The organism is Gammaproteobacteria bacterium (assembly GCA_021648145.1).
Classification (GTDB): domain Bacteria; phylum Pseudomonadota; class Gammaproteobacteria; order JAADGQ01; family JAADGQ01; genus S141-38.
Genome location: JAKITI010000009.1, coordinates 76,668 through 102,029 on the forward strand (window position 1 = coordinate 76,668; position 25,362 = coordinate 102,029).

The 25,362-nt window shown below is 40.3% G+C and carries 27 protein-coding genes and 1 tRNA gene; 13 read left to right on the top strand and 15 right to left on the bottom strand.

The features are described 5' to 3' along the window. Window positions 1-11 precede the first annotated feature (11 nt). The 3 genes from recF to rpsT all read left to right on the top strand — a co-directional run bounded on the left by recF (window position 12) and on the right by rpsT (window position 3,943). On the top strand, window positions 12-1,097 hold the full coding sequence (gene recF / locus L3J70_07435; GenBank protein MCF6236190.1) for a DNA replication/repair protein RecF: 1,086 nt from the start codon (window positions 12-14) through the stop codon (window positions 1,095-1,097). Window positions 1,098-1,151: 54 nt separating this feature from the next. Further along, the gene (gyrB, locus tag L3J70_07440) at window positions 1,152-3,560 is read left to right on the top strand and encodes a DNA topoisomerase (ATP-hydrolyzing) subunit B (protein MCF6236191.1); all 2,409 of its coding nucleotides are present in this window, start codon (window positions 1,152-1,154) and stop codon (window positions 3,558-3,560) included. A 122-nt stretch (window positions 3,561-3,682) separates the two neighbouring features. Continuing rightward, window positions 3,683-3,943: a 30S ribosomal protein S20 gene (gene rpsT / locus L3J70_07445; protein MCF6236192.1), complete on the top strand. Its 261-nt coding sequence runs from the start codon at window positions 3,683-3,685 to the stop codon at window positions 3,941-3,943. A 63-nt stretch (window positions 3,944-4,006) separates the two neighbouring features. On the opposite strand, the gene proB is transcribed toward rpsT, so the two are convergent. From proB to rplU, 4 genes are all read right to left on the bottom strand, one after another. Beyond that, window positions 4,007-5,146: a glutamate 5-kinase gene (gene proB / locus L3J70_07450; GenBank protein ID MCF6236193.1), complete on the bottom strand. Its 1,140-nt coding sequence runs from the start codon at window positions 5,144-5,146 to the stop codon at window positions 4,007-4,009. A gap of 21 nt (window positions 5,147-5,167) precedes the next feature. Next, the gene (gene cgtA, locus L3J70_07455; GenBank protein MCF6236194.1) at window positions 5,168-6,199 is read right to left on the bottom strand and encodes an Obg family GTPase CgtA; all 1,032 of its coding nucleotides are present in this window, start codon (window positions 6,197-6,199) and stop codon (window positions 5,168-5,170) included. Between the two features lie 81 nt (window positions 6,200-6,280). After that, window positions 6,281-6,538: a 50S ribosomal protein L27 gene (gene rpmA, locus L3J70_07460; GenBank protein MCF6236195.1), complete on the bottom strand. Its 258-nt coding sequence runs from the start codon at window positions 6,536-6,538 to the stop codon at window positions 6,281-6,283. Window positions 6,539-6,606: 68 nt separating this feature from the next. After that, window positions 6,607-6,921 carry a 50S ribosomal protein L21 gene (gene rplU / locus L3J70_07465; GenBank protein MCF6236196.1) on the bottom strand — a complete coding sequence of 105 codons (315 nt, stop codon included), beginning with the start codon at window positions 6,919-6,921 and terminating at the stop codon, window positions 6,607-6,609. Window positions 6,922-7,180: 259 nt separating this feature from the next. On the opposite strand from rplU, the gene ispB reads away from it, so the two are divergent. Beyond that, window positions 7,181-8,149 (top strand): octaprenyl diphosphate synthase, encoded by a 969-nt coding sequence (ispB, locus tag L3J70_07470; protein ID MCF6236197.1) that lies wholly within the window; start codon window positions 7,181-7,183, stop codon window positions 8,147-8,149. 17 nt (window positions 8,150-8,166) lie between these two features. After that, on the top strand, window positions 8,167-10,422 hold the full coding sequence (locus L3J70_07475; GenBank protein MCF6236198.1) for a primosomal protein N': 2,256 nt from the start codon (window positions 8,167-8,169) through the stop codon (window positions 10,420-10,422). Between the two features lie 10 nt (window positions 10,423-10,432). Here L3J70_07475 and L3J70_07480 read toward each other — a convergent pair whose 3' ends face one another. Continuing rightward, complete coding sequence (locus tag L3J70_07480; protein MCF6236199.1) at window positions 10,433-10,921, bottom strand: cyclic nucleotide-binding domain-containing protein; 489 nt, start codon at window positions 10,919-10,921, stop codon at window positions 10,433-10,435. A gap of 123 nt (window positions 10,922-11,044) precedes the next feature. Between L3J70_07480 and L3J70_07485 the strand changes: the two genes are divergently transcribed. The 3 genes from L3J70_07485 to L3J70_07495 are packed head-to-tail and all read left to right on the top strand — an operon-like array spanning window position 11,045 to window position 14,147. Further along, complete coding sequence (locus L3J70_07485; protein MCF6236200.1) at window positions 11,045-11,680, top strand: thiol:disulfide interchange protein DsbA/DsbL; 636 nt, start codon at window positions 11,045-11,047, stop codon at window positions 11,678-11,680. Next, window positions 11,677-13,311 (top strand): acetolactate synthase large subunit, encoded by a 1,635-nt coding sequence (locus tag L3J70_07490; protein MCF6236201.1) that lies wholly within the window; start codon window positions 11,677-11,679, stop codon window positions 13,309-13,311. Before L3J70_07485 ends, L3J70_07490 begins: the two co-directional genes overlap by 4 nt. Next, window positions 13,299-14,147: an endonuclease/exonuclease/phosphatase family protein gene (locus tag L3J70_07495; GenBank protein MCF6236202.1), complete on the top strand. Its 849-nt coding sequence runs from the start codon at window positions 13,299-13,301 to the stop codon at window positions 14,145-14,147. The genes L3J70_07490 and L3J70_07495 overlap by 13 nt, the downstream gene beginning before the upstream one ends. 58 nt (window positions 14,148-14,205) lie before the next feature. On the opposite strand, the gene L3J70_07500 is transcribed toward L3J70_07495, so the two are convergent. The 7 genes from L3J70_07500 to L3J70_07530 all read right to left on the bottom strand — a co-directional run bounded on the left by L3J70_07500 (window position 14,206) and on the right by L3J70_07530 (window position 17,072). Beyond that, complete coding sequence (locus L3J70_07500; GenBank protein MCF6236203.1) at window positions 14,206-15,045, bottom strand: diguanylate cyclase; 840 nt, start codon at window positions 15,043-15,045, stop codon at window positions 14,206-14,208. Window positions 15,046-15,223: 178 nt separating this feature from the next. Next, window positions 15,224-15,646 (bottom strand): protoporphyrinogen oxidase HemJ, encoded by a 423-nt coding sequence (gene hemJ / locus L3J70_07505; protein ID MCF6236204.1) that lies wholly within the window; start codon window positions 15,644-15,646, stop codon window positions 15,224-15,226. Between the two features lie 173 nt (window positions 15,647-15,819). Further along, entirely contained in the window at window positions 15,820-15,987 is a 168-nt protein-coding gene (locus tag L3J70_07510) for a hypothetical protein (protein MCF6236205.1), read from the bottom strand. Window positions 15,988-15,990: 3 nt separating this feature from the next. Next, the gene (locus L3J70_07515) at window positions 15,991-16,176 is read right to left on the bottom strand and encodes a hypothetical protein (protein ID MCF6236206.1); all 186 of its coding nucleotides are present in this window, start codon (window positions 16,174-16,176) and stop codon (window positions 15,991-15,993) included. Window positions 16,177-16,186: 10 nt separating this feature from the next. Continuing rightward, window positions 16,187-16,447, bottom strand: coding sequence for a BrnT family toxin (locus L3J70_07520; GenBank protein ID MCF6236207.1), 261 nt, complete (start codon window positions 16,445-16,447; stop codon window positions 16,187-16,189). 41 nt (window positions 16,448-16,488) lie between these two features. Continuing rightward, the gene (locus tag L3J70_07525; protein ID MCF6236208.1) at window positions 16,489-16,881 is read right to left on the bottom strand and encodes a PIN domain nuclease; all 393 of its coding nucleotides are present in this window, start codon (window positions 16,879-16,881) and stop codon (window positions 16,489-16,491) included. After that, window positions 16,881-17,072 (bottom strand): type II toxin-antitoxin system VapB family antitoxin, encoded by a 192-nt coding sequence (locus L3J70_07530; GenBank protein MCF6236209.1) that lies wholly within the window; start codon window positions 17,070-17,072, stop codon window positions 16,881-16,883. The genes L3J70_07525 and L3J70_07530 overlap by 1 nt, the downstream gene beginning before the upstream one ends. 94 nt (window positions 17,073-17,166) lie before the next feature. On the opposite strand from L3J70_07530, the gene L3J70_07535 reads away from it, so the two are divergent. After that, the gene (locus L3J70_07535) at window positions 17,167-18,390 is read left to right on the top strand and encodes a multifunctional CCA addition/repair protein (protein ID MCF6236210.1); all 1,224 of its coding nucleotides are present in this window, start codon (window positions 17,167-17,169) and stop codon (window positions 18,388-18,390) included. Here L3J70_07535 and L3J70_07540 read toward each other — a convergent pair. Genes L3J70_07540 through L3J70_07550 form a run of 3 tightly spaced genes read right to left on the bottom strand, consistent with a single transcriptional unit; the run spans window position 18,376 to window position 22,932 of the window. Further along, window positions 18,376-18,912: a gamma carbonic anhydrase family protein gene (locus tag L3J70_07540; protein MCF6236211.1), complete on the bottom strand. Its 537-nt coding sequence runs from the start codon at window positions 18,910-18,912 to the stop codon at window positions 18,376-18,378. The two genes, L3J70_07535 and L3J70_07540, sit on opposite strands and share 15 nt — an antisense overlap. A gap of 10 nt (window positions 18,913-18,922) precedes the next feature. Then, complete coding sequence (locus L3J70_07545) at window positions 18,923-20,200, bottom strand: chitobiase/beta-hexosaminidase C-terminal domain-containing protein (GenBank protein ID MCF6236212.1); 1,278 nt, start codon at window positions 20,198-20,200, stop codon at window positions 18,923-18,925. Next, the gene (locus L3J70_07550) at window positions 20,197-22,932 is read right to left on the bottom strand and encodes an SBBP repeat-containing protein (protein MCF6236213.1); all 2,736 of its coding nucleotides are present in this window, start codon (window positions 22,930-22,932) and stop codon (window positions 20,197-20,199) included. The genes L3J70_07545 and L3J70_07550 overlap by 4 nt, the downstream gene beginning before the upstream one ends. A 134-nt stretch (window positions 22,933-23,066) precedes the next feature. On the opposite strand from L3J70_07550, the gene L3J70_07555 reads away from it, so the two are divergent. The 4 genes from L3J70_07555 to rfbC all read left to right on the top strand — a co-directional run bounded on the left by L3J70_07555 (window position 23,067) and on the right by rfbC (window position 25,359). Continuing rightward, window positions 23,067-23,142: transfer RNA gene (locus tag L3J70_07555), tRNA-Thr, on the top strand. Window positions 23,143-23,456: 314 nt separating this feature from the next. Continuing rightward, window positions 23,457-23,930 (top strand): tRNA (uridine(34)/cytosine(34)/5-carboxymethylaminomethyluridine(34)-2'-O)-methyltransferase TrmL, encoded by a 474-nt coding sequence (trmL, locus tag L3J70_07560; GenBank protein ID MCF6236214.1) that lies wholly within the window; start codon window positions 23,457-23,459, stop codon window positions 23,928-23,930. Next, entirely contained in the window at window positions 23,927-24,805 is an 879-nt protein-coding gene (gene rfbA, locus L3J70_07565; protein MCF6236215.1) for a glucose-1-phosphate thymidylyltransferase RfbA, read from the top strand. Before trmL ends, rfbA begins: the two co-directional genes overlap by 4 nt. Further along, the gene (rfbC, locus tag L3J70_07570; protein ID MCF6236216.1) at window positions 24,802-25,359 is read left to right on the top strand and encodes a dTDP-4-dehydrorhamnose 3,5-epimerase; all 558 of its coding nucleotides are present in this window, start codon (window positions 24,802-24,804) and stop codon (window positions 25,357-25,359) included. The genes rfbA and rfbC overlap by 4 nt, the downstream gene beginning before the upstream one ends. Window positions 25,360-25,362: the final 3 nt, after the last annotated feature.

The following is a 25,362-nucleotide window of genomic DNA, read 5'->3' on the forward strand; positions in this document are numbered from 1 at the left end:
CCTATCAAAAAATGACAATTAACCGCCTACTCATCAATAACCTGAGAAATCTAAAGAGTGTTGATATTAAATTATCACCCAATGTGAATGTTTTTTATGGAGATAATGGCAGTGGGAAAACCAGTCTATTGGAAGCGATCTACCTATTGGGTCGCGCCCGATCATTTAGAACTCAAAAACAAAAAAACATTATCACTAAAGATAAAAATTCTTTTCAAATATTTTGCACTACAAGTATTAATAACACTGGCTACGAGAAAAAAATTGGCTTAGAGTTTTCTAACAAAAAAATCAGAATACAACTTTCAGGCCAACCGCTTAAAAAATCATCCGATCTTATAAAACATTTACCTCTGACCTTAATCACCCCTGACAGTAAAAGCTTACTTTTCCAAGGGCCTAGCCTGAGAAGAAAGTTTTTAGATTGGGGAGTGTTCCACGTGGAACACTCCTTTTTAGAGCACTCAGTCAGATATCAAAAAGCATTAAAACAGCGTAACTCACTGCTCAGGCAAAAAATCAGTGAAAAGCCGCTCTATAGTTTTTGGAATCAAGAGCTAAAAGAACATGCCCTGAAAATTCATTCATCAAGAAAAATTTACGTGAATATTTTTTTTGAACGATTAATTCATTACTTAAATGAGTTGATTGATATTGGCCCTATATCAATGGAGTATTTAGCGGGATGGCCTCTAGAATTGGAATACATCTCTATGCTAACTAAAACCTACAACAAAGATATGAAGTTTGGATTTACCGAGAAAGGCCCTCATCGCTCAGACCTCTTGTTTAAGGTAGATGGACAACCAGTGCAAGAAAAACTCTCAGGTGGACAGTTAAAGCTTTTTACCTGCGCACTCTATTTAGCTCAATGCGCACTCTTTTCAAAAAAATCAAATAACTCAAACACCATTCTTATTGATGACTTACCTGCAGAGCTAGATAAAAGTCACCGCAGTACATTACTAGGCTCTCTATACTCTTTAGGCACACAAATTTTTGTAACGACCACCGATCCTAAAATGTTAGCTCTAGAGACATTTGAAAACACGCGATTGTTTCACGTGAAACATGGTGAAGTCAAAGAGATGGTATAATCCAGCGAGCCCTAATAAATCAACCCACAACGATCATTAATCGGAGCTATCAACATGAGTTCAGATACATCACCAACATACGATTCATCCAACATTAAAGTGCTCAAAGGGCTTGATGCTGTCCGAAAGCGACCCGGCATGTATATTGGTGATACTGATGACGGAACAGGCTTGCACCATATGGTGTTCGAGGTTGTTGACAACTCTATAGATGAAGCACTTGCAGGGCACTGTTCAAAAATAGTCGTAACGATTCATGCAGATGATTCAATAACCGTTCAAGATGATGGCCGTGGCATTCCTGTTGATATTCACTCGGAAGAGGGGATTTCTGCCGCTGAAGTCATCATGACCGTTTTACATGCCGGGGGAAAATTTGATGACAACTCCTATAAAGTTTCTGGTGGATTACATGGAGTAGGGGTGTCTGTCGTAAATGCCTTGTCTGAAAAGTTAACTTTGACCATTCATCGCAACGGAAAAATTTACACGCAAAATTACGAACATGGCAACCCCGTATCACCTATTAAAGAATCTGGCTTAGCTGACTCAACCGGAACACAAATTTATTTCAAACCTAGCGGAGAAACGTTTGGTGATTTAACAATGCACTATGAAATCCTGGAAAAGCGTCTACGTGAGCTGTCATTTCTAAACTCTGGTGTACATATTGAATTAATTGATGAAAAATCAGGTAAAACAGATATTTTTAAGTATGAGGGTGGAATAAAAGCCTTTGTTGAGCATCTTAATAAAAACAAAACACCCATTCATAATACTATTTTGCATTTTAGTGCCGAAAAATCTGATGTCGTCGTTGAAGTTGCCATGCAGTGGAATGACTCTTATCAAGAGAATATTTTTTGTTATGCCAACAACATTCCTCAGCGCGATGGCGGCTCACACCTTGCTGGCTTTCGTGGCGCGTTAACACGCACTTTAAATCAATATATTGAAAGTCTGGGCATTACAAAAAAAGAGAAGGTATCAACAACAGGAGATGATGCACGAGAAGGCATAACTGCAGTGCTTTCAGTCAAAATACCTGACCCTAAGTTTTCGTCTCAAACAAAAGACAAACTGGTTTCTTCAGAAGTAAAACCTGTCGTTGAGTCCATTGTTAATGAAAAACTTAATGAATTTCTTTTAGAAAACCCCGCAGAAGCCAAAATATTAGCGGGAAAAATGGTTGAGGCTGCGCGTGCACGTGAAGCCGCGCGTAAAGCGAGAGAAATGACTCGCCGAAAAGGAGTTTTGGATATTGCCGGGTTGCCTGGAAAACTGGCTGACTGCCAGGAAAAAGACCCCGCGCAATCTGAAATATTTATTGTGGAGGGCGACTCTGCGGGTGGGTCAGCAAAGCAGGGAAGGGACCGTCGTAATCAGGCCATTTTACCACTGAAGGGAAAAATTCTAAACGTAGAAAAAGCTCGTTTTGATAAAATGATCTCTTCCCAAGAGGTTGGAACGCTGATTACTGCTCTTGGCTGTGGAATTGGTAAAGATGAGTATAACCCAGATAAATTGCGCTATCACCGCATTATCATCATGACCGATGCAGACGTAGATGGCTCACATATCCGCACCCTCTTGCTGACTTTTTTCTATCGTCAAATGCCCGAACTTTTTGAACGAGGCCATATCTACATTGCACAACCACCGCTTTACAAAGTAAAAAAAGGGCGTCAAGAACGCTATGTAAAAGATGACTTTGAATTAAACCAATATCTTTTACAGTCCGCACTGGATAACGCAGGGCTCTTTGTTAATAGTGATGCTCCAGCGATAAAAGGGGAGGCCTTAGAAAATTTAATAAGTGAACACCAAATGGTTATGTCGGTTATTGATCGCATCTCCAGTAGAACGCACCCTGCCGTCTTTGAAAAAATGATTTATTCGACATTTAACAAAGATGACCATTCTGCATTGAATTTATGGTGTCAGAATTTGGAAGAAACATTAAACAACGATGACAATATTCAATCACACTTTAATATTACTCTCGAATATAAAGACCCATCTGAATATCAAATCACTATTAATGAGCTTAATCATGGCAATACCAAGCAACACATTCTTGACCAACACTTCTTTGATTCAGCTGAATACCGCAGCATTCAAAAGTTAGGTCAAAGTTTGAACGGCTTATTAGGTCATGATGCCTATGTTCAACGCGGCGAAAGAAAGCAAGCTATTTTCAGCTTTAAACAGATGATTGCCTGGCTTCTAAAAGAAGCATCACGTGGTTTAAATATTCAACGTTATAAAGGATTAGGGGAGATGAACCCTGATCAATTATGGGAAACGACAATGGATCCTGAAACACGGCGCTTATTAGTTGTTACCATTAAAAATGCGATGAGCGCAGATGAAATTTTTACAACATTGATGGGCGATCAAGTTGAGCCACGACGTGATTTTATAGAAAAGCATGCATTATCCGTTGAAAATGTTGATATCTAATTAACTCAATAAAAATCAACAAGTTACTTGAATTGATTGATGATTTGACAAATCGAAAATAGAAACGCATAATCCAGCGTTATTTTTAATCACACTATGACACTTACAGTAGGAGTCAAAACTTGGCAAATTCTAAACAGGCTGCAAAGCGTGCCAGACAAGCGGAAACACGCCGTCAACGTAATACGGCAAATCGTTCAAAAATGCGTACAGCAATTAAAAATGTATTGAAGGCCATTTCTGGTGGCGAGAAAACAACGGCTGAAAGTGCCTATAAAGCAGCAGTCCCTATCATTGATACTATGGTGAATAAAAGTATTATTCACAAAAATAAAGCCGCTCGCCATAAGAGCCGTTTGAATTCACACATCCAAGCGATGTAAAAATGAATTTCTAAGGAACGAGCAGTGCCTGCCAAATGCGCACTGCTTGTTTGTTTTCATTTGTTATTCTGATTGGGTCAACACCAGATTATCTCTGCCAATAACCTCTGTCTCTCTAAGATAGCCGATTAAACTCTGAATAGTGTCAGAACTATTACCTTTAATCTTCTCTACTTCATCAGCATTGTAGTTCACCAGCCCCCGTGCGATCTCTTCTTGTCCAGATTCATTCATGCAGATCACAAGATCACCTCGAGTAAATGTACCTTTGACATCAACAACTCCAATGGCTAACAAACTTCCACCGCTGCTTTTTAATGCCATAACAGCGCCATCATCAAGCCTCAGTGAGCCCTGAGGCTGCAGCTCAGCCAACCAGCGCTTACGAGCCACGGCCAATGAATCTTGATTGGGGTGAAGCAATGTACCGACTGATTGACCTGAGGCGATCTTTGACAAAACACTCTCTTCACGACCCGATGCGATAATAACCGATGTGCCTGAACGAGAAGCTCGTACGGCGGCTCTTACCTTGGTTAACATACCACCACGACCAAATTCGCCTACCGCCCCACTTGCGGCTTGTTGATCCAGCTCGGGATCTCCAGCCTGTGCCTCGCTGATTAATTGAGCTTCAGGGTTATTTCTAGGGTCGCTATCGTACATGCCATTTTGATCCGTTAAAATAACCAGCAAGTCAGCTTCCACCAAATTTGCAACGAGCGCTGCCAAGGTATCATTGTCACCAAAACGGATCTCATCCGCAGCAACCGTATCATTTTCATTAACAACCGGAATGACACCCATCTTCAACAACGTCGCCAATGTGCTTCGTGCATTAAGGTATCTACGCCGATTAGAAAGATCTGCATGAGTTAATAGAATTTGAGCAGTATGCAGATCATACTTTTGAAAGCGGGATTCATAAGCTTGAATTAACCCCATTTGTCCAACAGCCGCCGCCGCTTGCAACTCATGCAGTGCATCTGGACGATGCGACCAATTCAGGCGCGTCACTCCCTCAGCAACAGCACCTGATGAAACGAGTATCACTTCATGCCCTTCATGGTGTAACTGAGCGATTTGCTTGACCCAGTCATCTATGAGCTCATAATCAAGCCCCTTACCATGATTTGTGAGAAGGGAGCTGCCTACTTTAATGATCCAGCGCTTTGAACGCCCTAATTGTTCTCGAGTTTTCACTTTATTTATCACCTGCTCAAATCAAGTTTTACTATTCTCTTCTGCCTCTTGCTCTAAATACTCCATAATGGCATAACAGAGCTGAGGTGTTCCTACTTTACTCATCCCTGATATTTGAAATACTGGCCCCTTCCAATTGAGCTGCCGAACAACATTTTGACAACGTTCGTTCGCCTCTATTTCAGAAAGTAGGTCACATTTATTAAACACTAACCAACGGGGTAGTTTAAAGAGTTGCTCACTATATTTTTTTAACTCGTTCTCAATATCAAGCACGGCTTTGGCTGGGTCAGACTCTTCTTCGTAAGGTGCGATATCAACGATATGCAACAATAAACGAGTACGTGATAAGTGTTTGAGAAAACGCACGCCCAGACCTGCACCATCCGCAGCGCCTTCAATCAGCCCAGGGATATCGGCCATAACAAAACTACGGTAAGGAGCAGGGCTCACAACCCCTAAGCTTGGATGCAGAGTTGTAAAGGGGTAGTCTGCTACTTTTGGCTCGGCAGCAGAAACAGAGCGAACCAGTGTCGATTTACCTGCATTGGGAAACCCAAGAAGCCCTACATCAGCAAGTAACTTAAGCTCTAAGCGTAGCTTTCGTGCCTCACCAGGAGAACCATTTGATGTTTGACGTGGAGCACGATTCACACTGGATTTAAAGCGAATATTCCCCAAACCATGAAATCCACCTTGTGCAACCAGTAGATTTTGGCCTTCGCTGACTAAGTCACCAATCTCTTCACCCGTTTCATCATCGCAAACAACCGTTCCAACAGGCACTCGAATAAAGTTATCACTCCCTTTTCTTCCTGTGCAATTACGACTCATTCCATTCTGACCGCTCTCGGCTCTAAAATTTCGAGTATGACGAAAATCAACAAGCGTATTTAAGCTCACATCAGCGACTAGATAGATGCTTCCTCCGTCTCCCCCATCACCGCCATCGGGGCCACCTCTGGGTATATATTTTTCACGTCGGAAACTCAGGCAACCATTCCCCCCTTTTCCGGCATAAACATGAATAACGGTTTCATCTATAAATTTCATGGCATTAAAAATTAGATTATTAAACGAAAAAAGCCCCGTAAAACGGGGCTTTTTATTGAGTCATATAGCGCTATAGAGTGATCAATTAGGAACCACGCTTACAAACTGGCGATTTTTAGGGCCTTTGATCTCAAATACGACTTTACCCGCTGATTTAGCAAATAACGTGTGATCATGACCACACCCTACATTAAGCCCTGGGTGAAAGCGTGTTCCACGCTGCCTGACAATAATATTACCCGCAAGGACTTCCTGTCCTCCGTAACGTTTTACGCCTAATCGCTTAGACTCCGAGTCACGACCATTGCGAGTACTACCACCTGCTTTTTTATGAGCCATTATCTTTCTCCAATATCTATCGTATTAATTTATCGTTAAGGAACGGTCACGAAATAACTTGGACGCTCCTAACCAGCAGAAATACCGACGATATGCAACTCGGTATACCATTGGCGATGTCCCATCTGGGTACGCGAATGTTTACGGCGACGAAATTTAACGATTTTAATTTTTTTACCACGACCATGTTTCATCACAGTCGCTAATACCTTTCCACCGTCAACAAAAGGTGCGCCAACTTTTACATCATCACCATCGGCAACCATAAGCACCTGATCAATATCGATATTAACTCCTTCCTCGACATCAATTTTTTCTACTTTGATCGTATCCCCATTGGCAACGCGGTACTGTTTACCGCCGGTTTTGATTACCGCGTACATAAAATTCTCCAAATATTCTTTTGATCCAGACGGACGGCAGTATGCAAAATGCCCTTGCCCGACCGTGAAACGAACGCGCGATTCTACTCGCTATGGCTAACCAAATCAAATTTGTTTATTTTCATGAAAAAACTTGTGTATGATGACCGTTCACTTCTACAATCACTACTGAGAATAATTTTATTAAAGTATTTAAATTAAACCAAAGTCTAGAGATATGCAGAAATCTTACTGTATAAAAGAACCCGATGCTGCTTATATGACTTTTGAAAGCATCAGATCGCTTGTCCTTGATGACATGAATACGGTTAACCTGATCATCAAAGACCGGCTCTCTTCTGAAGTCGTACTTGTCAACCAACTCGGCCAATACATTATAAGTAGTGGTGGTAAACGGCTTCGTCCATTATTAACACTGCTGAGTGCGGGTGCGGTCGGTTATCGGCAACAAGATCATATTAATCTTGCGGCAATCATTGAGTTTATTCATACCGCAACTCTGTTACATGATGATGTTGTTGATGCTTCTGAGTTGCGTCGCGGTAAAAAAACAGCAAACTCAGTATGGGGTAATGAAGCCAGCGTTCTAGTCGGTGATTTTCTCTATTCGCGCGCATTTCAGATGATGGTTGAAATCAAAAATCTGAAAGTGATGTCTATTTTGGCAGAAACCACTAATACCATTGCTGAAGGCGAAGTCATGCAACTGCTTAATTGCAATGATGCCAACACAACAGAAGCAAGCTACCTGAAAGTCATTTACTCTAAAACAGCGAAACTATTCGAAGCAGCCGCACAATTAAGCGCTGTTGTGAATCACTCATCGAAAGAAGAAGAGAGTGCAATGGCAGACTATGGACGCTATTTAGGTACATCATTTCAGCTCATTGATGATGTGCTGGATTACAGTGCCTCTGCGGAAGAGATGGGGAAAAATGTAGGTGATGACCTTGCAGAGGGCAAACCTACGCTTCCCCTTATTTATGCAATGCGTAAAGGCACCCCTGAGCAGGTCGAAATTATTCGTCATAGTATTGAACAGGGTGGCCTTGAAAATATAGATAGCGTAATGAGTGCAATCATATCGACAGGCGCATTGAAATACACAACTGATCTGGCCTGGAAAGAGTCTCAAAAAGCGATTGATGCACTCTCAATTATTCCTGAGTCTCCCTATAAACAAGCACTTATCTCCTTGGCTGAGTTTTCGGTAACACGCAGCAGCTAATATATACTCAACACGTAATGGGTCACGCTGAAAAAAAGCAAAAAAACCCACTAACGATATTGCGTATTGCTGTTCCTGTTCCTTTATACTCTCTTTTTGACTACCTTCCTCCAAAATCAGATGGCGCGATAGACTCAGGCTCCTGTGAGCTTCAACCGGGCATAAGAATTCGAATTCCATTCGGTCGCTCCGACCATATTGGCGTTTTAGTTGAGGTTTGCAAAAATAGTGTAAAACCTCAATATCGTCTGAAAGAGGCGATCGAGATATTAGATCAACAACCTGTTATATCCCATGATATTTTTCAATTAAGCCGCTTCGCAGCCACTTATTATCACTACCCGCTTGGTGAAGTCATTAATAGCGCACTTCCGCCTCTGCTAAGGCAAGGAAAAGAGGCCGATTATAAAAATATTAATCACTGGAAACTAACGCTAACGGGCCTTAAGGTTGATATTGATGAGCTCAAACAAGCACCTCAACAGAAAATATTTCTAAAACTATTCCAAAAACATAAACAAGGACTCAGTGCCCCTCAACTCTCAGAAGTGACTCAAAGTTGGCGGCGCATTATTAATATTTTTATTAATAATAGATGGCTGGAAGCGTGCAAAGCACCCACAGTAGCCTCTAGCCCTAAAACAAAAAAATTCAAAGAGTCATTACTTGAATTAAATCAAAATCAGCAGCAAGCGGTTCAATCAGTCACAGAATCACTCTCAAAGTTTCAGACTTTTTTATTGGATGGCGTGACAGGAAGCGGTAAAACAGAGGTCTATTTTCGTATTATTGAAGCCGTCATTCAAAAAAACCGTCAAGCGATGGTGTTAGTCCCTGAAATTGGTTTAACACCTCAACTGGTTGAGCGCTTTAAAGCACGTTTTTCTGTACCACTGGTCGTTGTTCATTCAGAAATAAGCAATCGGGAGCGTCTGAATGCCTGGTTACAGACAAAAGATGGTACGGCAGCGATTGTGATTGGAACACGTTCAGCACTATTCTTGCCGCTGCACGCTCCTGGTGTTTTTATTATTGACGAAGAACACGATATATCGTTTAAGCAGCAGGAGGGCTTTCGTTATCATGCGCGTGATGTTGCTGTCATGCGAGCAAGCCAAGCCAACGTACCTATCATATTAGGTTCAGCCACCCCGTCACTCGAGAGTTTGCGTAATGTGTTTTTGGGACGTTACCAATCTCTTAAATTGACAAAACGAGCCGGTAGCGCACAAAAACCAACGATAAAATTGCTGGATATTCGTAACCGTGCGATGGAAAGCAATTTATCTCTTTCGCTGCTGAAAGCCATTCGACATCACCTTGAAGCAGGTAATCAAGTCTTACTGTTTCTTAATCGACGTGGCTATGCACCGAGCGTAATTTGCCATACATGTGGCTGGGTTGCAGAGTGTCGACGCTGTGATGCCACCATGACTTTTCACCAAAATCGACTAAAGCTCTGCTGCCATCATTGTGGCTCACAACACCGTATGCCAACAAACTGCCCAAAATGCCAGGAAACAAAGCTGATTTCACGGGGATATGGCACCGAGCGTGTCGAACAAATACTAAAGCAACACTTTCCTGATTATGGTATTGAGCGCATTGATCGTGACAGCACATCTCGTAAAGGAGCCATGGAACAGTGCCTGAAAAATATTCATGAAGGGCACAGCCAGTTATTGGTCGGAACCCAGATGCTAGCAAAAGGTCACCATTTTCCTAATGTCACTCTGGTCGGTATTATAGATGCGGATCAAGGACTCTTTGGTGTTGATTTTCGTGCGAGTGAGCGCATGGCGCAGCTCATTATTCAAGTAACAGGACGAGCTGGGCGGGAAGAAAAGCCGGGAGAAGTACTAATTCAAACTCATCACCCTGATCACCCACTGTTACAGGCACTGATCCAGCAGGGATATCATGAATTTTCCAAGCTGGTGATGCAAGAGCGCTTCACAGCAGAACTCCCCCCTTATTGCAGTATGGCGTTGTTACGTGCAGAAGCAACAAACTCTAAACTTCCGAGCTTATTTTTAGAACAAGCAACCGAGTTGATTGACAGTAGTGAACATCAAAATATATTAATATTTGGCCCTGTGCCCGCCCCTATGGAGCGACGAGCCGGACGTTTCAGAGCGCAACTTATTTTACAATCCGTAGAGCGCGTTGATCTACACCGACTGCTCAAAATCTGGATACCCAAACTGGAAAAACTAAAGACTGCACGAAAAGTCAGGTGGTCATTAGATGTTGACCCAATGGATATGATTTAACCTTAAAGGGTCACCGCTTGCCTTTACCAAAAATATAGCGAGAAAGCTGAGCTTCATCATGACTGACACTACGAACCAGCTCATCCAGACTGACAATCGCATGTTCAAGCAAATTAACTGCAATATAGGGGTGCTCAACGCGTAAGCGATCATACATTGGGCGCGAAAGCTTCAATAATTGAGTCTGCTCTTTTTTAGCAACAATACGCAAGTCACGTGGTTTACGATCAAAAAATGACATCTCACCAATCAGCTGCCCCTCTCCCATCGTGCCAACCTCAACCTCATTACCATGCTCTTCATGAAGTAGAGCCACTTTGCCATCAACAACAAAATAGAGAGCATCCCCAACTTCGCCAATCTCGGCTATGATCTCTTTTTTATCACAAATAACGACCTCCATATACTCTAAAAGTGTTTGAACTTCTTTGATTGTAAGAGACTCACAGAGATACTGTTGATTGAGAATCTTTGTTAATTCGATTTGGCTGGGTGACATAGGTATATACTCCTTCAATCGTTTAATGCTCAAGTAGCGACGTTACACACAGAGTGGTGATAAATCAAACCGTTGTTTATTATTTTATTTTTACTGAATTATTGATCATATAGGAATCACAAGATGCAATTCTTAAAAAACAGAGTCTCTATTTTATGTTTGTTGCTAGTGCTACCCAGCACTTTATGGGCGAGTTACCAAGCGGGTGTAGACTATGAAATCATTAATCCTCCCATCCAAACAACAAGTGACAAAGGTCATATTGAAGTCATTGAAGCCTACTCTTATAGCTGCCCACACTGTTTTAAATTTCAACCTGATATTGAAGAGTGGCTGGAGGATAAGCCAGAAAATGTAAAATTCAGTCGCCTGCAAGTGATGTTCCGCCCTGAGTGGGAAAATTATGCAAAGCTTTATTACACTGCAGAAGCATTAGGCATTCTGGAGCAAGCCCACCAAGCTGCTTTTACTTATATTCATCAACGTAGAAAAGCACTGGATAATGAGTCACAAATTCAGAATTTTTTTGAAGAGCAAGGTATTGACACAGCCAAATTCAAAAAGGCCTTTAACTCATTTGGTGTTGCAAGCAAAACAAAAAGAGCGATTCAATTAGTCAAAAAATTGGGGGTTAAATCAACACCCACAATTGTGATCAATGGAAAATATCGTGTAGGACCCGGTAAAATTGGTGCTGAAAAAGTTTTTGAGGTGGTTGACTATCTGATTGCTAAAGAAAACAGACGGCTTCAAAAATGAAAGCTGCAGAGCTGTTTATAAAAAACCTCGAAAATGAAGGTGTCGAGTATATATTTGGTATTCCCGGTGAAGAGAACCTGGCACTTATGGATGCACTGCTGGAGTCAGACATCCAGTTTATTACAACGCGTCATGAGCAAGGTGCGGCATTCATGGCGGATGTCTATGGACGACTGACCGGACGGCCCGGTGTATGTTTAGCCACACTCGGGCCTGGTGCCACCAATCTGCTCACAGGCGTTGCCGATGCCAATATGGATTATGCACCCCTGATTGCTATTGCAGGCCAGGCTGGAACAGATCGTCTGCATAAAATTTCTCATCAGGTGCTCGATTTACAAAATATTTTTCGCCCCGTAACAAAATATTCCGCCCAACTTGTCTCCCCAAATATTATTTCAGAAGTGGTGCGTAAAGCATTTAAATTAGCACAAACAGAAAAAACTGGCGCCTGCTTTATCGAATTTCCTGAAAATATTGCGGACATGGAAGCGGATGATGTCATGCTGATTCCTGCTCACCAATCAAAAATGCCTGAACCCTCTGCTGATCGTGTGCAGCGTGCTGCAAAAATAATCTCAGAAGCACGTAACCCTTTAATTCTTGCCGGAAATGGAGTGATTAGAGGAAAAGCATCCACTCAGCTCGCTCATTTTGCAGAAAAATTAAATATACCCGTTGCTAATACTTTTATGGCAAAAGGTGTGATTCCCTTTCAACACCCAATGGCTCTGGGCACTGCCGGTTTACAAACAAGAGACTATACCAGTTGTGGCTTTCAGGATGCGGATGTCATCATCTGTATTGGCTATGATCTCGTCGAATACCACCCTCATTTGTGGCATAAAACACGTGATCGCACGCTGATTCATATTGATATGTCTCCGGCCGAGGTAGACTCCAGTTATGTTGTCAATATCGGTGTCGTCGGCAATATTGGTGACAGTTTAAATCGCATTGCAGACATAGCCAAACCTCAAAGTGGAGATTTGCACCGCCCACTGCGTGAAGCGTTGATCCATGAGATGAATCATCACTCCGATGACCTCTCATTTCCTGTAAAACCTCAAAAAATAATTTGGGATCTGCGCACAGCGCTCGACAAAAAAGATATTGTAATTTGTGATGTGGGCGCACATAAAATGTGGATGGCACGTATGTTTCGCTGCGAGCTTCCCAATACCTGCATTATCTCGAATGGCTTTGCCAGTATGGGTATTGCTGTACCAGGCACCATCGGTGCTCACCTAGCTTTCCCTGACCGTAAAATAATTGCAGTCACAGGAGATGCTGGTTTTATGATGAACTCCCAAGAAATTGAAACCGCATTGCGTTATAAAATACCCATCGTCATACTCATCTGGAACGATAGCAGCTACGGTTTGATTGAGTGGAAGCAGCGAAAAGCATATGGACGCATCAGCCACGTTAAATTTAATAACCCTGATTTTGTCACTTATGCAGAATCTTTTGGTGCAAAAGGTTATCGTGTTGAAAAAACCGAAGAGCTTTTGCCATTAATCAAACAAGCTTTGATGGACGATACTGTAAGCGTTATTGACTGCCCCGTAGATTACGGTGAAAACGCTAAACTTATGGAAATTATGGGAGAAACAGTTTGCCAAATATAAGCTCAGGAAAGCACTCTTTTGATCTACAAAAGCCACCGATGGATCGGTTATTTGAAACACCTACGCACAAAAAACCTATTAAGCAACTTAAACTATTGAGTTACAACATACAGGTTGGTATGGCTTCCAGTCGGTACAGACACTATTTCACTCATAGCTGGAAGCATTTTCTGCCACATGCTAAAAACCTCGGTAACCTTGAACATATCGCCCACATGGTCAGTGAATTTGATCTAGTTGCATTACAGGAGGTGGATGCGGGCAGTATTCGGAGTCATGATATCAATCAGATCGAATTTTTGGCGCAGCGGGGGCACTTTCCTTTCTGGTACTATCAAACAAACCGAAACTTAGGGCGTATTGCTCAAAATAGTAATGGTTTTCTGGCACGTATTCGCCCGACAAAAGTAGAAGAGCATAAACTCCCTGGTGTGATACGTGGACGCGGTGCCATCATTGCTCATTACGGTTTACCTGAACAACCTATGGTTATCGTTGTAGCTCACTTAGCGCTGGGTAAACGTACTCGCCAATTGCAAATTGATTATCTGAGTGAGCTTGTTCAAGATTATGAGCATGTCGTTTTGATGGGGGATCTAAACTGTCAAGTAAATAGCAGTGAAATGGACAGTTTACTGAAAAAAACGCAGCTCTGTGTACCAGAGGTTCAACCAAAAACATTTCCCAGCTGGCGACCCACACGCAGCCTTGACCATATTTTAGTCACCCCATCACTTCATTCAGGCCAACTGGAAGTCATTGACTTTAATATGTCAGACCACCTTCCTGTTGCCGTGGCCGTTAATATTCCCGAAACAGTTAAAATTCAGGCGTAGAGCTTTAACTTTTAACTATCTCAGTGGGTGTGGATCCACCCACTGAATTAATCGAAAATCAAGCCACCAATACTTGATGGTTTTCACTGATGGCATTTTTCAAAACATCTTCAGCGCGCTGTAACAGAGTTGTTACGTTATCACCTTTAACCCACATGGCAATACTGCAACATACAGAGATTGGTGCTTCCTGATCCGCATGATTGACCTTTAAATCCTCAATAATACAGCAGAGCTTGATCGCAAGTTTTTCTGCGGAGTCACCCGAAGTTTCAGGCAAAACAAGCAAAAACTCTCCTCCTTCCAAATGCCCTATATGATCTGCCCAGCGCATTTTATCTTTCAATAAATAGCCCGCTGTGACTAATTCATGATCTGTTATTGATTGACTCTTTTGGCCACTCTGCAAGCGCATTCGTATAATGGAAAGATCATTCTCATAGCGACGGCTTCGTGATATGAGAGGCTCGAGTATTTTTTGCATACCACGACCATTCAGCAAGCCTGTCACAGGGTCATGTGTTGCCTTCTGCTTGAGGGTCTCTCTTAGTTTATTATAGTCAGCCTGAAATTGGTGTTCGGTTGTAACATCCAAATAATAACGAATTGTTTCATTATCGTTTTTTGATTTTTCTTGCCAGCACTTCAACCAACACTCAGGACTATCAGAGGTTGATTCCAGACAAAAACTCTCTTTAAATGAAAAAATGTATTTATATTTTTTGCCTACAAAATCACCAGCTAACTGACCTATCAAGTCATGTTGATTAATATCAAACAACTTTTCAATGGTTTTATTTGCCCAAACAAGCCGTTCATTTTTATCAAAAATCAATATACCGATGGGCGCTGAATCAAGTGCAGCTCCCACTAATGACGCATTCAATTGCTGTGCCATAAACCCTCCCTTTTTGGATAATTTTAGGTGAAACATCCTTTGTTACTTTTTACATAAAAATATCCTGCGGCATAATAACAGCACGCTTAAACAATCACTTTAGTAATTGATTTTTCTTATTAATCAAAGATACTTTTTAAAATCGTTTATTTTTGTAAAAGCGACTTTAAAAAGCATTTTAAAAGGGTTTTACAACCACCAAAAGAGTGATTACAACGAGGAATATCGTAGGTGCTTCATTAACCCAGCGATAGAATTTATGGTCTTTTTTATTTATATCCTCTCTAAAGTTTTTTACAATTGTTCCACAGTAATAGTGGTAGACAAATAACCCCAAGACTAAAGCCAGTTTCATATGTAGCCAGCCCATGTGGGCGTAACTCTGCCATGCATAAGAGTAGAGTAACCACACGCCGAGTGCCGTCGTAATCACTGCACCAATGGTCATCATGATGTAAAGCTTGCGTTCCATCACTTTAAAGCGATCAGAACCCAGTTTGTCATCACAACTTGCATGGTAGACAAATAACCGAGGCAGATAAAATAAGCCCGCAAACCAAGTCACCATGGCTATAATATGAAAAGCTTTAACCCAAAGCATTGTTAATGTCGCTTATTATTTTAGATGTTTTTTGACATTTTGCCTTGAAGTGGGTCAAATTGCACGCTCTGATTTAATTGACTAAACATAACGCCGTTCCCACTTGATATATCCAACGCCATGCTCATTGGCCGCCCGAAGGGGCTTTTTTTTGTGTAATATGGAGCTACTTGTTAGCTCTTTTTAGTTTTATTTGGCTTATTGAATATTTTTTTAAATACAAGCTCTGGGTTTTCTTTATCTACAACTACCTCAGCTGATCGCTCTATTATTTTGCTCCAGTTTGTCTTTCCTATGTGCTTGTGTCCTTTTATATGGTTTTTAATAACTTCATTTTTCATGATTTAATCCTTGCTTTTATTGATATGCTTGAATTTTTTTAAGTCATCATTGGAAAGTAAGGGCGCATCCGAGTCAGATTTTGCATTCTCTTCTATTTCTTCTTCTGTCAGATTTTTTAATCTCTCATAATCTGTTTTTCCGCTAGTGGGATCACCTTTTTTTCGTTCGTTTATAGTTTCATTACTCATAATACTCTCCTTAATTTCGCTTCATTCTATAGTAAAGTGATCTCTCGTCTTTACTGGCAGTACGGGCAGAAATCATTCGTCGAGAAGTTTGATTTTTCCTCCAAGTATATACCGCCATTAAAACCCCTGGCTTTGCTTCTCCATAGTCGTTTCGACCATCTACTGCTTCAATACGTTCATCGTCGTCGAAAATAGTAATAGCATCATTAAAGTCTATACCATGCTTATCTATATTTTTTGAATTTTTATTATCGTCCCATTCAAATAACAATTTTTTCTCCCCCTTAATATTGAGCTAACACAGAGTTATGTTCAGATAGCATATTTTAAACCCAAAAATTCAACAAATGGCAAAAAATCCCTATCAGTAAATAAAAGTTTGATATTTTGCTCTATACAATAAGTGGCAATAATCGTATCGATAGTTTTTCTTACTGTAACTCCTCTTTTTCTAAGAGCACGATAATTATCTGCGCATTTAACTGCGAGAACTTTATTTGACAACTGTAACACTGGCAAAGCAGTCAGTAACTGTTTTGCTGTTTTGTACTCTTTATCACCCTTAAAGCCTTGAAGAACTTCTGTCAGAATATTATCGCCAATTACAACTGGTTTCACACCTAAAATAGTATCCAGATAAACTACTTCGGGGCATTCTTTGCCATTAAAATAGTCAATCCAAACACTTGAATCTACCATTATCACTAATCAGTTCTCATTCTATCTAAATCATCATGCCATTCTAGCTTACCTTTAAATTGTTTTATTTTTTCTTGTTTCTTCAATCTAATAAGAGTCTTAAGGCCTAATTCAACAGCCTCCCTCTTAGTTTTTAACCCAGTAATTTGAAGCACATCAATCATTAAATTATCATCAATTACAATATTTGTTCTCATGGGCGCACCTTTGTGTATAATTACATATATATTTACACATCATAACGCCAAATAATAAACATAACAATTACTTTAGAAACGAGCACGGAATAACTTGAAAATTTATGCCGTAGGTGGCGCAGTTAGAGACAAGCAATTGGGATTGCCTGTTAAAGATCAGGATTGGGTCGTCGTGGGTACAACCCAGCAGCAAATGCTCGCCCAGGGATTCAAGCAGGTCGGTCGTGATTTTCCGGTTTTTCTACACCCTAAAACTCACGAAGAGTATGCTCTGGCACGCACCGAACGAAAAACAGCACTCGGTTATAAAGGCTTTGAAGTATTTGCTTCGCCCTCGGTGACGCTGGAAGAAGATTTATCACGTCGTGATTTAACCATTAATGCAATAGCAGAATCACCTGAAGGAGAGGTCGTTGACCCCTTTGGTGGCGTTGAAGATTTAAAAAACCGCCGCTTACGTCACGTCTCCCCCGCTTTTAGTGAAGATCCTGTGCGAATATTACGAGTCGCTCGTTTTGCAGCTCGTTTTGCATCATTTGGTTTTTATATTGCCGATGAAACCCTTACTCTGATGAAAAGTATGGTGACAAGTGGAGAAGTGGATGCATTGGTTCCTGAGCGTGTCTGGGCTGAAGTGGTTCGTGCATTATGTGAAGATAAACCCTCCATTTTTTTTGAAGTATTACGCCAATGTGGTGCATTAAAGCCACTGTTTCCAGAAGTTAATAGTCTTTATGGCGTGCCACAGAATGCCAAATATCACCCTGAGGTTGATACTGGCATACATACAATGATGGTATTGGATCGTTCTGCACAGTTATCCAGTGAATCAACCATTCGCTTTGCAGCACTGGTTCACGATTTGGGTAAAGGTAACACTCCTAAAGATATTTTACCCAAACATTCAGGTCATGAAGAGCGTGGTGTGAAATTAGCCAAGGTGTTATGTAAGCGTCTTCGTGTGCCTCGTGAGCATCGTGACCTTGCTATTCTTGTAACGCGCTATCACACGCACTGTCACCGTGCTGAAGAACTTAAAACGAGCACGCTGCTAAAAACAATTCAGGCACTGGATGCATTTCGTCGACCAGAGCGCTTTGAAGAATTTTTAATCACCTGCCTGGCAGATTCACAAGGTAGGTTAGGAATGGAAGATCAACCCTATCCTCAAATAGAGATTTTTAGGCAGGCATATAGAGCTGCTGCCGCAGTTAATACAAAAGAGATTTTAGAGATGGGGCTCCAAGGTCAAGCATTCGCAAATAAGCTATGGCAACGGCGTATAAAAGCGATTAAATATGCTTTAAATGGAGTCTAGGTAGTTATTTTTTAGTCCGACATAATGCTTTGCTGAATAGTGTAGAAAGTCTTTTTCTTCTTGAGTCAGTGATCGTACTTTACGTGCGGGTTGCCCCAACCAGAGTGACTCACCTTTAAGAATTTTACCTGGCGATACAAGAGCACCCGCACCAATCATGGTGTAAGGTGGAATCACCGCGCCATCAAGAATCGTCACGCCCATTCCTATCAAACAATAATCACCAATCGTACAGCCATGTAGAATAACGCCATGACCCACCGTGACATGATTTCCGATCGTTAAAGAGTAGCCTTCTGGAGTTTCTTGGTTGGCATGAGTCACATGCAGGATTGAACCGTCCTGAATATTACTACACGCTCCAATCGTAATATGATTCACATCACCGCGTATTGTCACCAAAGGCCATACTGATGAATCTTCACCGATAACAACCTGACCAATAACCTGAGCGCTTTCATCCACATAAACTGAGGGTGCAATTTGTGGAACGATTTTTTGATAAGCCCTGATCGCCATCATCAGCTCCTTTTTATGTGATACGCCGATAAACTAAAATCAAAAGTGGTAGTAAAATAGACAACGGATGAAGCGCACCAAAGCCTCCATAAATTCCGATATAACTCTCTTGTTTAACCGCCTCTTGATTACCCGCCTCATCCTCAGAAAAGAAACGTACAATATAGTTTGTGTTATTGCCATCCAACTCAAACGGACCCTCATAGATTAAAGCATTATCAACTGTTGGGTAAGTGCCATCCGTTGAATAATATGTTTTACCACACCCTTTACCTATATCACTGCAATGGAGTGTGACTTTTTTTGTTTTTGAATCGAAAACTGTTGTTGATGGACACGCCGTTGTTAAGGGTCTTTTGGGATCAAATAGAAATACTTTTGTCTGCATCTCACTTGGGGTTCCATTTTCATTTACAGCTAAAAATTTAATATAGACAATTTGATTTGTAATGCCACCGAGTCGCTTGCGTATATCACAAGCAAATTCAGAGTTAGCAACAGGGCCCGTAAACTCATTTAACTCTTCTGTAGTTGGCGGGCCAGGAAAGCTTCTAGCATCACAGTAAACTGTACACCCTTCATTTTCTGCTTTGCCTGCCCCCGCATTACATGAAAAAGTAGCCACCTGTGATTTTGTAAACATCCCACCTGCCGGAGTCACCCAAACCGTGGGGGCATCTGGATCACTATTTGCGACATCTTGTTGATTGATTGTTTCATCAATCACCCAAACTGCTGATGGTTGAATGGTTGATACACGTGCTTCATTTATAAATGGAGTTCCCCCAACCTGGCTAAACTCACCTTTGACTAATGCCATTTTACAACTTTCATCTAAAATAATTTGACGAACAGAGCCATTTGCATCAGGGTTCCAGGCCATAGGCTGTCCATTAATACGATTAAATCCCGCAAGATTGTTTCTTGTAATGGTTGTTATTTCTTCAGAGTCAGATTTTGCCAGGTAATCTACTTCACTGAACTTCCCTGCAACATAAAGGACATCTTTTGATAAAATCATAAACTGTATCGAGCCATTAATGCTAGGGCTCCAGGTTTCATCTAAAGTATAGTTAGAATTGATACGTGCAATATTTTTAGTTGAAACCCCTGCTACAGCACTGAATTCACCCCCAATAAACCAGCCACCCGCACTATCTTCAACCACCGAATGAACCACACCATCCACACTTGGGAATGATGAATTAGCAAGAGGATTAGCAGTAACTTTAAATGAAATAAAGAGAGCTAAAAATATAACAGTTAAAAAGGTTTTCATTGAATATTTCATAAACGCTTTCTCGATAATAAAACCGTATAAAATAATAAAAATAATAAATTAATAGCACTAAAAGTACCACCACCACCGCCTTTAATACCTACTTTGGTCTCTTCAAAAGAGCGATTATTTAAAAGATTCGGGTCAGATTCATTGGCTCTTATAATTTGTACCGTATTACTCAGCACACCTCCCCGACTTGCACGAACTAATATATTGACATTCACATGATTATTCGCCACAAGCCGATCAAAAGTGCACTTCACCACTAAATTTGAATAAATACATTCGCCCTCATCAACTGTATGCGAAATATAATCCAAACCTTCAGATAAGGTGCTGGAAATAACAATGTCATTTGCATCATTTGAACCTTGGTTTGTCAGAGTGATAATATAATTTAGATCTTCTTCACCTTCCACGGGATCTTGCACATCATCGACAAGAATGGAAAGATCAATCGGGTTACCCTTATCTTCTAATCTGGCAATAAAAAGATCCTCTTTGCCTTGGTTCGTTGTGAACCCTGCTAAAGGGTTAACTGTTGTTAAATCAGTTGATTTTGTTTTTCCTACCAAAAGAACTTCAGAAAAATTTATATCTTCATCTAGTACCATACTTTTTATGGAGTCTTTAGCGCTTCCACCGAGATAACTGGAATACTCGAGTTTAAGTAAACCTGGGTCATCGTTACTCATGGGGATTTTACAAAGGTTACTATCCAGTCTTTTTTCATCAGAAGGGAGATAGAACTTAGAGATAAAAGCATCACCTTTTCCTCCATAAACACTCCTTATTGGATTACAAACAGGAAAATTATCAGAGCTTGTTTTTCCAGCAATATAAACTTCATATTGAGTATTAACCGCAATACTGTGACCTTCATCATCTTTATCTCCCCCTAAATAACTGGAGTAGAGAAGCCCACCTTTTTCTGAACTGAATTTGGCAACAAAAGCATCTCTTTGACCTCCATGACTTCCTTGAAAAGGGTTTAAGTGAGCTAAATTTGGTGAGTCAGTATAGCCGGTGATATACGCGGCTCCAGCATGATCAACAGCAATATCCAAACCGACTTCAGCGCCATCATCACCAAAATAGGTTGAATATAATATCTTGTTACCTTCAGGGTTCAGTTTTAGTAAAAAAATATCAGTTTGAAATTTAAAGTCTTCCTGGAATGGCAAACATGTTTCCTCTTCTATTTCAGAATTAGAACAAAGATCACTATCAACTTGAACTGGAAAATCAGGCGATGCTGTCATCCCAGTTACAAATATATTTTTACTATTATCCAGATCAATACCAAAAGCGGCATCGACACATGTGCCACCGAAGTAAGTGGAAAAAATATAATTGAAATTATTAGTGTCAATCTTGCTGATAAAAGCATCACCATGATTTTTGATATTTAGATTAACCCCGCACTTTCTTCTTAATTCACTGGCTGAAGCTTCCTGCTGTTTTAAAGTACTTTGAATTTCATTTTGTACTGGAAAATTATAGGAAGTTGTCACACCTGCGATATAAACATTTTCTTCATCATCAACAACAATAGAGCGAGCAATTTCTTTGTTATCACCCCCTAAATAAGTTGAAAAAAGAAGTGTTGATCCATCAGCACTCAGCTTGGCAATAAAAGCATCATTACAATCATCTTTGCCTTCATTACAGTTTTTATCACCAGCCAAAGCGGACTGTATCGGTAGCATCGTTGGAAAATCTCTGGAATTGGTTTCACCAACAATGTAGATATAATTATTATCTACAGCAATAGATAAGCCTTTATCATCACCTGACCCGCCTAAATAGGAGGTAAAAATATGGGTATTATCAACATCAAATTTGCTGATAAATAGATCGTACTCTCCACCCCCATATTGATCTTGAAGTGAATTATTTATGGGAAAATCAACAGATTTTGTACTTCCAATGATATAAGTATTGCCATCACTATCGACAGCAATATCATTACCCTCTTCGTTGTCTGCGCCCCCTAAATAACTGGCATAAGTGAGTACAGGATCAATAATAAGCGCTCTTGTTTCATCATAATCAGCAATCAAAAATGAGACTTCGTTATTATCTGCCAATAAATACTGGCTCTCTATTATTTGTTTTATATTATTTTTCTCCTGATAAACCAGCGGTGCTTTTTGAACAATAGTGCCTTGATTAAAGTAAAGCAGAAGATCGCCTGTTTCACTTAGCTCAATATTTTCAGTCCCTTCAAATTTTAATTTGATTGTTTGATAGTCAATATTCGGTGCCACAACGAAATCATATTCAAGCACACCATGATTAGCATGATAAATCAAATCAATACCAGGATAAATGGATTGATAAGTCACTTTTTCATAAAGAGACACATTATTCTGCCAAGCCTCTTTTTTTTGTCCTGAAAAATAATGAATTTTTCCTGATTTTTGATTTATTCCTTGAACTTTAGAAAGATTATTTGCACCAAGAAATTTTATTTTTATATTGTTGGCTGTGTTTGATCGAGAAAATGAAATTTTTGCATAATTTGCAGCTAAATAGAGATTCAGATGATCATTGCGAGAGACAAAATCGATACCTGAATCAAACTGTCCCATATTTTTTTCAAAAACAAGCGGTTGATTATGAAAAACAGATTCATTTTTTTGTATAGATTGAACTGAAATATTCTTTGATAGCACAGCCGTGACTGCAATAAGAAAAATAATCAGTAAAATAGATAAGCTGCTTTTTATAGAGGCCATATTTTATTCTTTACTCAAATTTTTTATCTCGTATAAATAAATACTACAAGATCTTGTATCAAATTATTCCTTTTTTTATAATTGTTTCCAACAAACTGAGATTTAGTAGTTAAAGTTTGTATCCTTTTTTATGTGCCGATATAGCTCAGTTGGTAGAGCAACTGATTCGTAATCAGTAGGTCAGAGGTTCAATTCCCCTTATCGGCACCATTTTTATGACCTTTCTTTGTTATTTATTAAATAGAAAGATATTAAAAAAAACTTATTATTATTACTATTAGAGCCCTATAAATCTGTTGATAAGTTAAAAATAGTTTTTACTATTAAACAGTTAGTTTATATATATCTCTCATGATAAGTTAGTTTTAAAGGTTGTATTAGCTCTGAATAAAATGTGGATAACTTAGAGTTTTAATAATCCCTTTTTTTATCCACATGTTATCTACACAAATAAACAGAATTTATACATGCTGTTATTCTTTGCATGTATAATCTCTCTCAATTTCGACCAGCGTTTGTATGTTATGTTTCATATTGTTCTATTTGAGCCAGAAATTCCTCCAAATACGGGTAACATTATTCGCCTTTGTGCCAATACTGGAGCAAGGTTGCATCTGATTCAGCCACTGGGGTTTGAACTGAACGATAAAAAATTACGTCGTGCAGGTCTGGATTATAGTGAATTTGCATCAGTGAGTGTTTATTCGGGTTTAGATGCATATATTGAAGCCGCTCAGCCAGAGCGAATTATTGCCTGCTCGACGAAAGGTAAAAAAAATCATACGGAAATCGAGTTTAAAACAGGAGATTCATTGCTTTTTGGCCCTGAAACCAGAGGTTTGCCTGACTCAGTATTAGAAACGATTCCTGAAGGTCAATGTATTCGAATTCCAATGGTGGAAAATAGTCGTAGTTTAAATTTGTCTAATGCGGTTTCGATTATTCTTTATGAAGCTTGGCGGCAGAGTGGGTTTATTGGAATAGGAAATATTAAATGAAAGGTATTATATTAGCAGGAGGCACAGGATCCCGTCTTTACCCGCTGACTCTATCAGTCAGTAAGCAACTGATGCCGGTGTATGACAAGCCGATGATTTACTATCCGCTATCAACATTAATGCTGGCGGACATACGGGAAATATTAATAATAACGACTCCTAGAGACCAAGTTTCCTTTGAAGCCTTGCTCGGAGATGGTAGTCAATGGGGGCTTTCTATTGAATATGCCGTCCAATCAAGCCCCGATGGATTGGCGCAAGCGTTTATTATCGGTGAAAAGTTCATAGGAAATGATTCCGTCAGCCTTGTATTGGGTGATAACATCTTCTTTGGTCATGGCTTTCCTAAACTACTTCATGCCGCCACCCAAAAAGAAAAAGGAGCCACCGTCTTTGGCTACTACGTCAAAGACCCTGAACGCTACGGTGTTGTCAGTTTTGACGAGCAAGGCAAAGCGATTAATCTGGAAGAAAAACCAGTCAATCCACAATCGAACTATGCCGTCACGGGACTCTATTTTTACGATAATAATGTCATCGATATCGCAAAAAACATAAAGCCTTCTCCAAGAGGGGAGCTTGAAATTACCGATGTAAACAAAGTCTATCTTGAACGCGGCGAACTTAATGTAGAAGTGATGGGGCGAGGTTATGCATGGCTTGATACAGGCACTCATGAATCTCTGTTAGCAGCATCGAATTACATTCAAATCATAGAGGAGCGCCAAGGATTAAAAATTTCCTGCCCAGAAGAGATCGCCTATCGTCTGGGTTATATTGATGCAAAGCAACTATCCAAGCTTGCACAGCCACTCTCAAAAAATGACTACGGACAATATCTAAAAGAAGTGCTCAAATATAAGGGCAAAACATGAATATTATAAAAACCAAACTGTCAGGCGTACTCATTATTGAGCCTAAAGTTTTCGGAGATAACCGAGGTTTTTTTCTCGAAACCTATAGAGCAGAAGCGTTTCAAAAATCGGGTATTACAAAGTCCTTTATACAAGATAACCATTCGCGATCACAAAAAGGTGTCTTACGTGGTTTACACTACCAACTCACGCAACCTCAGGGAAAACTGGTGCGTGTCAGTCGTGGAAAAGTATTCGATGTTGCTGTCGATATTCGACAAGGTTCGCCGACTTTTGGCCAATGGGAAAGCATTATACTAGACGATGAAACACACCGTATGTTTTACGTGCCCCCCGGGTTTGCCCATGGCTTTTGCGTGCTTTCCGATGAAGCCGACTTCATCTATAAATGCACCGACTATTACCATCCACAGTCAGAGCAAGGCATCGCTTGGAATGATGCCGATATCGGCATCGAATGGCCACAAATGGATTACACCCTGTCCGAAAAAGATAACCATAATCCAAAACTGAATGAGCAGAGCAAAGACAAGCTGCCCGTTTTTGGAGAGTAAAAA